10 protein-coding genes are annotated in these 12952 nt (G+C 42.3%); 5 read left to right on the forward strand and 5 right to left on the reverse strand.

The window, feature by feature from the left end:
* Nucleotides 1-68: 68 nt before the first annotated feature.
* The 5 genes from LX73_RS01335 to LX73_RS01355 all read right to left on the reverse strand — a co-directional run bounded on the left by LX73_RS01335 (nucleotide 69) and on the right by LX73_RS01355 (nucleotide 6041).
* Nucleotides 69-1232, reverse strand: coding sequence for a citrate/2-methylcitrate synthase (locus tag LX73_RS01335; RefSeq protein ID WP_148897664.1), 1164 nt, complete (start codon nucleotides 1230-1232; stop codon nucleotides 69-71).
* A gap of 179 nt (nucleotides 1233-1411) precedes the next feature.
* Nucleotides 1412-2191 carry a nucleoside triphosphate pyrophosphohydrolase gene (gene mazG / locus LX73_RS01340; RefSeq protein ID WP_148897665.1) on the reverse strand — a complete coding sequence of 260 codons (780 nt, stop codon included), beginning with the start codon at nucleotides 2189-2191 and terminating at the stop codon, nucleotides 1412-1414.
* Nucleotides 2192-2273: 82 nt separating this feature from the next.
* On the reverse strand, nucleotides 2274-3539 hold the full coding sequence (locus tag LX73_RS01345; protein WP_148897666.1) for an asparagine synthetase B: 1266 nt from the start codon (nucleotides 3537-3539) through the stop codon (nucleotides 2274-2276).
* 4 nt (nucleotides 3540-3543) lie between these two features.
* Nucleotides 3544-5430 carry a tetratricopeptide repeat protein gene (locus tag LX73_RS01350; RefSeq protein WP_148897667.1) on the reverse strand — a complete coding sequence of 629 codons (1887 nt, stop codon included), beginning with the start codon at nucleotides 5428-5430 and terminating at the stop codon, nucleotides 3544-3546.
* Nucleotides 5430-6041 (reverse strand): Maf family protein, encoded by a 612-nt coding sequence (locus tag LX73_RS01355; RefSeq protein WP_148897668.1) that lies wholly within the window; start codon nucleotides 6039-6041, stop codon nucleotides 5430-5432. The genes LX73_RS01350 and LX73_RS01355 overlap by 1 nt, the downstream gene beginning before the upstream one ends.
* Nucleotides 6042-6154: 113 nt before the next feature.
* On the opposite strand from LX73_RS01355, the gene LX73_RS01360 reads away from it, so the two are divergent.
* The 5 genes from LX73_RS01360 (at nucleotide 6155) to LX73_RS01380 (ending at nucleotide 12772) form a co-directional block, all read left to right on the forward strand.
* On the forward strand, nucleotides 6155-6406 hold the full coding sequence (locus LX73_RS01360; protein ID WP_211359335.1) for a hypothetical protein: 252 nt from the start codon (nucleotides 6155-6157) through the stop codon (nucleotides 6404-6406).
* Between the two features lie 10 nt (nucleotides 6407-6416).
* The gene (locus LX73_RS01365; RefSeq protein ID WP_148897669.1) at nucleotides 6417-7220 is read left to right on the forward strand and encodes a DUF92 domain-containing protein; all 804 of its coding nucleotides are present in this window, start codon (nucleotides 6417-6419) and stop codon (nucleotides 7218-7220) included.
* The gene (locus LX73_RS01370) at nucleotides 7217-8527 is read left to right on the forward strand and encodes a dicarboxylate/amino acid:cation symporter (protein WP_148897670.1); all 1311 of its coding nucleotides are present in this window, start codon (nucleotides 7217-7219) and stop codon (nucleotides 8525-8527) included. The genes LX73_RS01365 and LX73_RS01370 overlap by 4 nt, the downstream gene beginning before the upstream one ends.
* Before the next feature lie 200 nt (nucleotides 8528-8727).
* Nucleotides 8728-9639 (forward strand): tetratricopeptide repeat protein, encoded by a 912-nt coding sequence (locus LX73_RS01375; RefSeq protein ID WP_148897671.1) that lies wholly within the window; start codon nucleotides 8728-8730, stop codon nucleotides 9637-9639.
* Nucleotides 9640-9733: 94 nt separating this feature from the next.
* Nucleotides 9734-12772 (forward strand): lamin tail domain-containing protein, encoded by a 3039-nt coding sequence (locus LX73_RS01380; RefSeq protein WP_148897672.1) that lies wholly within the window; start codon nucleotides 9734-9736, stop codon nucleotides 12770-12772.
* Nucleotides 12773-12952 lie beyond the last annotated feature (180 nt).

Below are 12952 nucleotides of genomic sequence, written 5' to 3' on the forward strand. Positions count from 1 at the left end.
GTTATGACCCAAATATAAAAAAGCCCCGAAATAATTCGGGGCTTGGACAAAAATGAATAACAAAAATATTATCGTTCCTCAAGAGGTACCCAATCGCGGTGTTTGTCACCAATAAACAGGGCACGGGGACGAACAAGGCGGTTATTTTCAGCCTGTTCAATGTAGTGGCCCGTCCATCCGGAAACGCGACTCATTGAGAATATACAGGTAAATAAATCAGGTTTAATACCCATGGAGTAATAAACAGTAGCCGAGAAGAAATCTACATTGGGATCAATATCCTTCTCATCTTTCATAGTTCTTAAGATAGCCTCTGACCATTTATTGAGCTCTTTATGGCCTGTTTCTTCGGAAAGCTTTTTGGACATGCTGCGCAAGATACGTGCCCGTGGGTCCATGGTTTTATATACCCGGTGACCAAATCCCATAACTTTTTCTTTGCGTTCCAGCCGTCCTTTGACGTATTCAACAGGGTCAGCATCTTTCTCATCAATATCCAGCAGCATATTCATAACCTGCTGATTGGCTCCGCCATGTAACGGACCTTTGAGAGCGCCGATAGCTCCAGTAACGGAAGAATACATATCAGATTCAGTAGAGCAAATCGCGCGGTTGGTGAAGGTAGAGGCATTCATGCCGTGCTCTGCGTGTAAGATCAGGCAAAGATCCATGGTTTTTTCAGCCTGCTCTCCGGGTTCCTCATCATTGAGCATATATAAAAAGTTGTAAGCTGTACTTTTTTCATCAAGAGGCTCAACAATATTTTTATCATTACGGCTACGATCAAAGGCGGCAATGATAGTAGGCATTTTTGCAGTGATGGAAATGGCTTTATTAATGCGAAACTCCTCACTGCTATCTGCTTGTACTTCATGAAAATCACCAAGCATAGAAATAGCCGTTCTGAGAACAGCCATGGGTTCGGCATTTTTGGAGGTGCTTTTTAAGTAGGTAAGTACCGGTTCTGGCAGTGAACGGCTATTCTGCAGTTTTGTATTAAGCTCATCCAGTTCTGATTGGTTAGGCAGCCGATCATTCCAGAGTAAAAAACATACCTCCTCGAAGCTGGCTTTTTCAGCCAGTGTATCAATGTCGTATCCGGCATAGATTAGTTCGCCCTTTTGTCCGTCGATAAAACTTTTATTGGTAGTAAAGGCTACAATGCCAGCGAGTCCCTTGTTGATATGTGGATATTCATCTAAGTTAATATCTGTATTTACATTCTCAGCCATTCTGTACTCCGAAATTTAGATTGGATAAAACAATTCATGGGTTTAAATATAATCTATAGCGATAAAAAAATCAGCTTTTGATTTAAAGTTATTTCCCTTTCACTGATTGTGAAACTATGTAACGTAGATTAGGTTAACAGCGTTTACTTTAATTAAAAAAAGTTCTGTTGTGTTGTTGATTATTTGGAGTGATTTTTGGCAGTATTCCAGTGGTCGTCCATCTCTTCGAGGGTAGCGTCAGAAATGCTTTTCCCTTGGTCATTAAGCTGTTCTTCAATAAATTGGAATCGCTGAATAAATTTTCTATTAGTTTGGCGTAGGCTGTCTTCGGCATTTAGGTCAAAAAAGCGTCCCGCATTAACCAGTGAAAAAAGTAGGTCTCCAAATTCTTTTTGGGTTTGCTTTTGATCTCCTTCTTCAAGGGCATCGCGGAGTTCTTGCAGTTCTTCTTCCAGCTTATCCCATACTTGGTTAAACTCAGGCCAATCAAAACCTACATTAGCGGCTTTTTCCTGCATCCGCTGGGCGCGAATAAGGCCAGGCAGTTGCTTGGGAATACCGTCAAGAATCGACTCTTTCCCTTCCTTAAGTTTGATATTTTCCCAGTTTTCTGCCACCTGTTCTTCGTCTTCGGCTTCTTTATCACCAAATACATGCGGGTGTCGCCGGATCAATTTTTCCTGGATAGAATAGATAACATCATCAATTGTGAAAGTGTCCGACTCATCAGCCATCCGGCTGTGGAAGACCACGTGCAGTAGTACATCACCGAGCTCTTTTTTGAGGTCATTAAAATCGCCGGTGTCAATAGCCTCAACGGCCTCATATGCTTCTTCAATCAGATTATCCTTAATACTTTCGTGAGTTTGTTTGCGATCCCATGGACATTCTTTGCGCAGGATCTGTACTATATCAACTAGATCTTTAAATTCTTTTGTCGGTGTTCTGCTCTTAGCCATATTGAATTAAAGATGAAAATTAGGAATTGAGAGTTTTGCTCACTGTTTATTTTAGACTGTTATTGCTAACTGAGAATCACTTTTAAGTTTTTCGTTTTTTCTTTTTTGCAGCAGGAAAGAGAATGTTGTTAAGGATAAGCCGATATCCGGGACTGCTGGGATGGAGACTTAAATCCGTAGGAGGGTCATTAACGCGATGTGTATAGTCCTCGGGATCATGACCGGCGTAAAAGGTAAAAGTACCGCGCCCGTAGTTGCCGTGGACATATTTGACCATATCACGACCCGGACTTTCACCCAGAATAACAACCGACTCTTTAACTTTGTCCTTTTGAAAAGCAGTAGTCTGACCGTAGAATCCGCGAATGCTGCTTACGTGATTTTGGGTAAGCATTGTCGGTACCGGATCCCACTTAGCCGAGAATTCAAAGAGCGTAAAAAAGTCTAGCGATCGGTCCACTTTATCAAGTTGTATTGGTACATCAATATTTGCGTGTTCATATTCCGATGGATTTTTACTGATGGTAAAGTCTGTGAATGCCAGGGTATTATCAAAGTTGAGCTTTTGCTGAGCATTTGGATCCATCGGGTCGCCGTCAAAGGGTTGGGGAGCGATATCTACATCTTGTGCAGCAAGGGCTATATCGAAGGTATCGGTGCCCGAACACATTGAGAACATAAAGCCGCCGTTGGAAATATATTTTTTGATGTTAGCTGCCACAGCTTTCTTTTCATTGCTCACCTTTTGATATCCTAGTTCATGGGCCAGTGATTTTGCTTGTTTTACTTGATTAATATACCACGGCTGATTGCGCGATGATCCCCAGAACTTGCCGTATTGACCGGTAAAATCCTCGTGATGCAGATGCAGCCAGTCGTACTTTGAGAGTTCACCATTAAGTACCTCCGGATCCCAAACTTTGTTATATTCTATCCCGGCATAGTTGAGAACCAGTGTGACTGCATCATCCCAGGGCATAGCCTGCTTAGGAGTATAGACGGCAATTTTAGGTGCTTTATCTAAATTAATGACCGAAGTATTAGCATCCTGCTGTTGGACATCTGCAATAATATCAGCTGCCTGTGAAGCTGATATCGCCTTTGCTTTCACGTTTTTGAGTCGGCACTTTCGCATCAGCTCATCAGAATATGCCGTCATAAAGCTACCTCCTTGGTAGTTTAATAGCCATTTCGATGAGTTACCGTCCTGTAAATTATTAAAGATGATGCCGTATGCCTTCAAATGGTCGGTTTGGGAGGCATTCATTGGAATAAGCAGTTGCTTTTGAGCTACTGCACCAGTGCTAAGTATCAAAGAGAGAAAAAGTAACGTAAGAGTGCGAAACATTATATCAGGTTTGAATATTTTGCAATTCGTTAATTCGCTGGCGTACAAAAGAAGCGTAAAATCCATCGGGATAATTCAGGATAATATCTTCATAAATATTGATTACTGCATCCACTGACTGTGGTAGTTGGGAGGAATCATTTTTTGGTACTTCCGGAGATATTGATTCAGTATTGACAAACTGATCTGCAATGCGTGCCTTTTCCCAAAGCAATCGTTCATGAAGAGGAGAAGCCGCTCCGCGCTGCTTAAGATACGAGGTTAGCTCCTTATAAATAGCTGTGACATTATTACCATTTTTGTGTTTACTCCAAATTAGTAAAGCATTATCGGCCAGTGGATTTGGGGTCTCAGTGTGAAATACCTCCTGAAGTTTATTTTTGCCAAGCTGATCTTTGCCCTGCGAAAAATATTCCACGGCCTTGGCAAGAGGCGCCAGTTGTTGACCGGTGCTGTCAGCTTGCAGTCCATCTTGTATCCACATGCGAAGCTGCACGGCATCATTTGCAAAATAGGAAGTATGTTGGCGTTCCAGGGCGTTAAGCTGAATTTTAGCAAATTCATAATCCCCGGAATAAAAATCAGCTAGTGCGGTATAATAACGACTTTTTTCAGCCAGGGCACCAGTTTCTGTTTCTTTGGTACTTTGGGTAAAAGCAATGCGTGCCCGCGTGTGTTCATTGTTATAAAGATGCAGGCGTCCTTTTATAAAATATATTTGAGCCTGTACCTTTTTACTGGACTGTTTACGCAATTCTTTGAGATATTTCGAAGCTTCTTTTGGCTGATGGAAGACATCTAAAGCCATCTCGGAGAGGGCGATTAAGACCTCATTAAGTTGACGATAATTAGGATTCTGTTGCCTAATTTGCAGGAGTTTTTCTCGTGCTTTCTGATAGAGCTCATCTTTTTTAGGAGAGAGTGAAAGATTATAGTTTTCCAGATAGCTAGCCCATCTCCGATAAACTGAAGCAAGTTCTTCCATACACTGGTACTTCAGAGAGCTATTATTATTTTCGATATAATATGAATAGGCACGTTCAGCCAGTGTAAACTCATTAGCCGCTAGCAGTCTGTCGGCTAGGTTGTATAAAATGTATGTTGTTTGGTCAGATTGTGATTCAACATTCTGCGCCGTCACCAGTGCTCGCTGATACAGCTTGCGTTCCATGAGTAGCCAAACTTCAAGCTGTTGCAAATTTATGGATTGTGGATGGGCAGGAGAGAGGTCATCCAGGAAATCAGAAATTTCGAGGATAGCCACATCATAAACTTGATTATCGCGGAACCGTAAAAGTTGCCGTTGAACATAAGAAACCGATCGATTATTCGATTTTACGAGCTGCAGGTATTCATTTATTGCTTTGGAATATTCGCCTGCTTGTAAATATGTATCGGCAAGCTGGGCAGATATAGATGAGGATGCAGAAAACTCCCGCCGAATCTTTTGATATACTGCTATTGCTTTTTGATGTTCCTGCCGGTCACTCATGGTGTTGGCCAAGCGTAACAGGGTTTGTTGCCGGTCAGTTTGTTGTTGCAATTCATTCCAGATGGCAAATGCTTGCTTGCGGTCGCCGCTGATGTGATAAATTTCTCCCAATCGTATGAGGACACGCGGACTTTCGTTAGCCTCTTGAGTTATGGTAATAGCTTTTTCATAGTCCTTAAGCTGGATGAGACATTCCGTAGCTTTTTGCAGGTAAGTATAAACAGAGGGTTTTTCTTGATGTAAGCGATAAAATATTTTATAGGCCTGTTGATATTCTTGCTGGTTAAGTAATTGCTCAGCTTTTGAATAGGCGTTCCCTGTTTGGGCAGCAGCTGACAGGGGTATTGACAGCGCTACAAAACCGATAATCAAATATGTAGTAAATGGTCGTAGGTTCATTAGGAATCTACTTCTAAGTTGGGAAGTACCCCAGGTGCAAATGACTTCATTTCAGTATAAAAGCTGTGGAGCGGAAATCCTACCACATTGTAATAGCTACCGCTAATTTTCTTTACGAATAATGCGCCAAAATCATCTTGGATTCCATATCCTCCTGCTTTGTCCAGGGGAGCACCGCTCGAAACGTAGCTATCTAGGTATGCAGAATCGATATTTCCAAATGTGACGTCGGTAATTTCGGCAAATGTGGTAGTATTTGTGATGTTATTGTTTGTTCCCGTTTGGCAGAGCGCAACGCCGGTAATAACTTGGTGAGTGTTATTACTCAGTCGGTTTAGCATGGCTGTCGCCTCGTCAGCATCTTCCGGTTTTTCCAGAATAGCATCCTCAAAGACTACAACGGTATCAGCCCCGATTATCAGTGATTCTTTAAATGAGGGAGCTACATCTTTAGCTTTGCGCATAGAAAGTAATCGAACGACATCTCGTCCGGAAAGACCGGAAGAGTATGCTTCACCTACCGAGCTTGGATGGACCTGAAACTCTAGGTTGATATGTTCAAGTAGCTGTTTACGGCGTGGACTGCCCGAAGCAAGAATAATATATTGCACTGTTAATTCTGGATGGTTGCTTTACATTAATAAATTTGATTGTTTCAATGGTATGAAGAAATCTGCAAAAAATTCATTATAATAAAGAGAAATTACTAAAAATATATTCGCATATGGCATCAAAAAAACATCGTAGTAGTGGCAAGAATAGGACAATGATTTTTAGTGCCTGGAATTATAAAATGTTGGCATTGGGTATGTTTTTGGTGCTTGCTGGCTTTTTGGCCATGTATGCTGAAAATGAGGTCGAAGGTATAATCTCATTATATATTTCACCCATCGTAATTATGGCAGGATATATCTCTGTAATTATCGCCATCCTTAAACACGACGACGGTTCATCGGCGGCCCAATCAGAATCTTAATTCTTTTCGCGTGGACCGTAAGCTGAATGCACTTTTTATTTTTCTGCTGATTGTATTATTTATTTCTGTAGCCTCTGTTTCTCAGCAGTGGAACATTATACTGGGTATAGGACTGGCTATTGTTGTCACATTTCCATCATTTATAGGCGGTAAATTGACTCTCGATGGTATGTTTGCTGCCATCGTGGTTGGTGTATTTGTGTTTGGTTTTGGGGGATGGGCAGCTGCCGTGCTCTTATTATTGTTTTTTCTAAGCAGTGCAATTTTGTCTGGTCATTCAGATGTTGAAGCTTTAAAAGGGTCAAGCCGCCGCAATGGGTTACAGGTCTGGGCAAACGGATTATGGGTAGTGTTGTTCTTTGTGTTTTTCGCGATTTTTGAATCACCTGTGTTAGTGGTTGGGGCCATAGGTGCTCTTGCAGCTGCAGCCGCTGATACTTGGGGTACTGAAATAGGAGCTATGTTGGCCCGTACAACATACTGCATTACGAATTTTAAAGAAGTAAAGCCCGGTACTGATGGCGGGGTCAGCGTTCCCGGAACGGCAGCATCACTGGTGGGCAGCGCCCTTATTGCATTTGCCTCGCTATTTATCTTTTCATTTTCACAGCCGGTAGCAATTTGCATATTTTCTGCCGGATTTTTAGGCTCTGTACTTGATTCTTATTTTGGAGCGATTTTTCAACGGAATAACGGCACAGTACCACTCCCTTTTACAGAACGGTCATTTTCTTTTGACAATAATGCTGTCAATGTCATTTCCACCGGAATGGGAGCCATGCTGGCTATAACACTTAAACTGATATTTGTATGAAGAAGTGGTATCAAAAGTTACACTGGCAAATTCTTATTGGTTTAGTTCTGGGGCTCATTTGGGGGCTGGTTGCAAGCGTGGCCGGTTTTACCTCATTTACAGTTGATTACGTTAAGCCCATAGGTACTATTTTTATTAATCTGCTTAAGCTTATTGCTGTACCACTGGTGCTTGCTTCGCTGATTGTAGGGGTAACCAGCCTGAATGATATGGCCAAGCTTTCGCGGATGGGCGGTAAAACGGTGGCTATATATGTTGTAACCACTATTTGTGCTATTACTATTGGATTGACAGTGGTAAACCTCATTCAACCCGGTGACTTTTTACCTGAAGCTACCCAGCAAGAGCTGATGAGTAGTTACCAGCAAAATATCGAAGGTTCATCGCAGTCGGCCAAGGAAGTGATGGATCGTTCACCGCTTGCTTTTTTAGTAAATATAGTGCCACAAAACTTTTTCTCTTCTGCATCCGATAATGGAAATATGCTACAGGTAGTTTTTGTTGCCATCCTTCTGGGTATCGGTATTATTCAGATCCCGAAAGAAAAAGGAGAGCCGCTTATTGCCTTTTTTGATTCTCTTAACGATGTGATTATTAAGATTGTGGACTTTGTGATGCTTATTGCTCCCTATGGGGTCTTTGCCCTTATGGCCGGTGTTATTGTGGATTTAGCTGGGGATGACCTGGGCCGTGCCCTCGATCTTTTAGGGGCCTTGGGATGGTATAGTTTAGCTGTAATTATTGGACTGCTTTTACACGTTTTGATTGTGTACTCCAGCCTATTTCGGTTGTTCAGCAATATGAAATTCAGTGATTTCTTTAAGGCCATTCGCCCCGCGGTACTGGTTGGATTTAGTACCAGCTCAAGCTCAGCTACCTTACCCGTCACTATGGAGCGCATGGAAAAAAATGGCGGGGTAGATGAAGAAGTGTCCAGCTTTGTGTTGCCTATCGGAGCTACTATTAATATGGATGGAACGAGTTTGTACCAAGCCGTAGCAGCGGTCTTTATTTCGCAGGCATTGGGTCTTGACCTGTCTATTGCCCAACAGATTACTATTGTACTTACCGCAACTCTGGCCTCCATCGGAACTGCAGGTGTGCCTGGCGCTGGTATTATCATGCTGGTAATTGTACTACAGGCTATCGAGGTGCCGGTACAAGGTATTGCGCTTATTTTAGGCGTCGATCGTATTCTGGATATGTGTCGTACCGCTGTTAATATTACCGGGGATGCAGCTGTTTCTGTGGCGGTGGCTCATACCGAGGGATTACTTGGTGAAATGCACCTCGAGGATGAAGAGTAGAAAACATCTAAAATATCAGTGTTATAGGAGTTGCACCTGAAATTAATTCAGGTGCATTATTCCTTTTTCTGTCTCCGGATTAAAAAGTCGGAACGGACTCTCTACCTTTACCATTGTAACCATCATAGCACTAGCTGTACATAAAATGTAGGTGGGTCTCCGAACTTGGCCAATCTTGTATTTGACTAACTTATATTAGCATGGCATCCGAAAAATATTACAATTTCCTGATAATTATCGCGGTGCTAATGTTTGCAGTACTCAATGTACGGGCAGTACCACAGAAAGTTGGTGAAGATTCCACTACCTATAATCAAAAGTTGGAAAAGGGGATTGAAGCATTCTATAAAACGAATTGGCAACGGGCAGGAAACATATTTAAAGAACTAAAGTCAGATTATCCGAATAATGCCCAAGCCTATTTTTTCCACTCTATGATTCCGTTTTGGGATTATTACTTTGGGGGACGTTCTGAACAGTCCGCTGATCTTTTTTTGAGGAGATCCCAGAAAGCCATAACCGTCAGCCGTAAACAGCTGCAGCAAAATTCTACCGACACAACAATGGTTTTGATGCTCAGTGGTCTTTATGGATACCGAAGTTTAGTGGCTGCGAGCGAAAAGCGATATCAGACGGCCGTCGAAAGTGGTATGACCGGTTTCAGATATACACGTCAGCTGTTGGCTCTCAATGCGGATGATCCCCGGGCCATGATTGGCAAAGGCATGTTTTACTATATGGCGGGCAGCGTACCCGGCAAGCTAAAATGGGTGACTAATATGATTGGTCTTTCCGGCGATACCGAAAAGGGATTCAAGGCATTGAAAAAAGCAGCAGAGTCGGATACGTATGTGCGCAACGATGCAAAAATGATACTGGCTTATCTCTATGAGCGTGAAGACCAACTTGAAAATGCTCGCAAGTACCTTCTTGAACTTGTCAAAGCATATCCCCAGAACATTATTTTTCAGTACAATTTGGCTCGTATTCAAGAGAAAAGTGGTCAACAGCAGGCTGCGCGACAGAGATATCAAAAAGTATTAGCATTAGAAAATGTTGATCTACAAATGTTAAGGCAGAAAAGTCGCAAGCAATTAGAGTTGATAGAGTAAGCTTAGTCAAATTTTAGTGCTTATATAATTGAAATTAGTTCAAAAAAAAGATTAATTGTATTCTACTTGGGAGTAATAACTCCAATACTAGTGTATGGGAACAAGGATACGAATTAAACTTTTAATTTCAGCCATCTGTTGTACGCTTCTTGCTTTAGGCCTAACCGTACAACCTGCTTTAAGCCAGCTCTCTGCCGGGGATGTTGTATTTACAGGGTTTAATAGTGATAGCCCGGGAGATGGTTTTGCTGTTGTATTGTTGAGTAGTGTCTCAGGAGGTCAGCAAATACATTTCACAAGCGAAGGATGGAATGGGAGCGACTTTACTGGGGCTGGCGGTAGTATAACTTGGCAAGCACCGGCTGGAGGTATTACTGCAGGTACTGTGTTGACATTTAGTGATGTCGAAGATGTACCATGGGTGAACCTAGGAACGGTTACGGACGATACAGATATGGATTTGTCTGGTTCTGGTGACGTGATCTATGCATTTCTAGGGTCCGATAAGGATACTCCTGAAACTCCTAGTAGTAGTGCATTCCTCGGTACCATATCTTCAGATCTGGCTTTATACAGCCAGCCGGATGGGACTGAGGGAACATTAGCTAATACAGGACTCACCGAAGATGGCAACGAAGTAATATTGCTCCCGGACAATGTTGATAACGCCGAATACATCGGTGACCGAAATGGCAATACCCCTGATGGTTATCGTACTTTAGTGAATGATGTCGGAACCAAGGAGGCTACAGATGATAATTGGGATATCTACAATGGCAATGACGTAGCACCCTTTCCATCTTTTAATGATGAGTCTTTTGCTATTTTTTCGCCGCCAACAATAGCGTTTACGTCATCAACGGCATCTGGTGATGAAGGAAACTCTGTAAACTTAACGGTTGAGCTTGTGCAGGCTACTAATGCAGATGTTGATGTCGATGTTGTATTTTTGGGTAGTTCAAGCTCAGCAGTCAGCAGTGATATAAATAATTTTTCTTCCCAGACGGTGCGTTTTAAGGAGGCATCTACCGGGGCTACAAAAAACATTTCTATTCCTATAGCCGAGAGTGATGGTTTTGAAAATACTGAAAAAGCTGTATTCCAGGTGCAAAACAATACAGCCGGCTCTATTATTACTCCGAAGTTACTGACGCTCACGATCAACGATAAAGATGCACCGGATGTGGTTATTAATGAGCTTTTAACAGAGCCACACACAGACGCTTCTGGAGATGTAAATGGAGATGGAAGTAGAAGTGCCAGTGATGATGAATTTATAGAGATAGTCAATAATGAATCAACGGAAATAGATATTTCAGGCTGGCAGTTGTCTGCCGATGGGGAGACAAATGTAATTCACACCTTTCCTGATGGAACAGTACTAGGGGCTGGAAAAGCAATAGTAGTTTTTGGAGGAGGAACACCTGCAAGTGGTTTTGGGAATGCAATTATTCAGACTAGCACAGAAACAGGATTAAGTTTTACCAACAGTAGTGGTAATGTAAGACTATTAGACGCATCTGGTAACGTTTTGCAAGATATTGTTTATGGTGGTACGGGCGAACCAAATGCAGGTGATGGCCAATCTGTTACTCGTGATCCTGATATTTCGGGTTCATTCGTAAAACATTCTAATGCAAAAGGTTCAAGTGGAGCAATATTTTCACCCGGCACTAAAATAGATGGTACTGCCTTTGGTTCTGCCACCTATGCCATCGGCATTCGGGGCAGTGAAGGCTGGCGAATGGTTTCTACTCCTACCTCGGGCACTTCTGTTAGCGATTTGTTTGGGGGACTATGGATGCAGGGAATAACGGGTTCTGATGATCCCTCGGGTGATGGAACTGTCTTTTCTTGGGATGAAGCAGCGGGGTCGTTTACTGCGCCGGCAGGTATTAGCTCTACGCTAACACCCGGCAAAGGTTATATCGTCTATGTTTTTGAAGATAATGAACTTAGCACTCCGGGTGTGCAGGGTGGTTTCCCCAAAATTGTAAACACTGATAATGCTGAGAATGCCAGTCCCGTGAGTATCCAGGTTACGGCAAATGACAACGATAATAATTCCACTATTGATAATAATGAAGGATGGAATCTGCTGGGAAATCCGTTTGGGACGGATATTTCTGTAGATGCTCTTATTGCTGCACTTAAAACGGTGGATCCCAACGTAAATACGAATATCTTGGTCTGGAATTCTGATACCGATAGCTACGAGACATTAAGCAGCGGTGATACTATAGCACCTTTCCAGGCCTTCTTTGTTCGATATACCATAGATGGAGTCAGTGGAACGGTGAACTTAAATAGAAGTAATTTGGCTGCCAATACTGGTGCGACATTTTATAAAAAACGAAATGAAACAGAATCTGAGTTTAGCATCAGCTTGCATGGATCGGAATATTCAGATCCTTTCCATGTATCCTTTAGTGAAGGAGGAGAGGTAGCTCTTGATCCCCATGATGCTTATAAATTGTTTTCACTGGATCCCAACGCTATTAACCTGTACGGGGTTGAGGGGGCAAACAAATTACTTAAAGACGAACTGCCCGAAAATTTAGATAAAAAAATTGAAATTCCACTCGGCTTTGTTGCCCCTGATCGCCAAGAGCTTCGTTTTAAGTGGAAAGGCTTGCGCAGTTTGCCTGCTGGATGGACAGTTACGCTTATCGACCGCGAGCTGAAACAGGAAGTAGATCTTTCAAGAATAAGTGAATATAAATTTACTGCTGATATACCGCTTAATAATGATTCCCCTACTAAAGAAGACCCCCTATATGCTAAAACCAGCGAAGGCAACAGTGATGTTCGTTTTGTGCTTGCGATAAATCCCGGTATGGCTGCTGGCGCATCAGATAATAAGTTACCTAATACAGTCAAATTGAATCCTAACTATCCGAACCCGTTTAATCCCAGAACCACGCTTTCGTTTGAACTTACGCAGGAGTCGGATGTTACCTTAACCATTTGGAATATGATTGGTCAAAAAGTGACTACGCTGGTGGATGGAGTTCGTGAGGCGGGCGAACATACCGAGTCATGGAATGCATCAAATTTGCCCAGTGGCATTTATATTGCCCGTTTTGAAGTTGGAACTCAAGTATTTACTCGAAAAATGACATTGATAAAATAGTAGCTTTAAACTTTCATATGTTGTAGGACGTTTTATCTTTTTATGTACGTTGGTTTTTATAATATATTGACAATCCTTTTATTGGCTCAGCCCGGTTTATCGGGTGATACTTCTCAAACACTCGTCGATATTGATGATGGTTTGAGGGTTTGAGTTGGCTTTAGGGATGTTTATGCCATT

Origin of the sequence: Fodinibius salinus, assembly GCF_008124865.1 — a bacterium.
In the GTDB taxonomy this organism is placed as follows: domain Bacteria; phylum Bacteroidota; class Rhodothermia; order Balneolales; family Balneolaceae; genus Fodinibius; species Fodinibius salinus.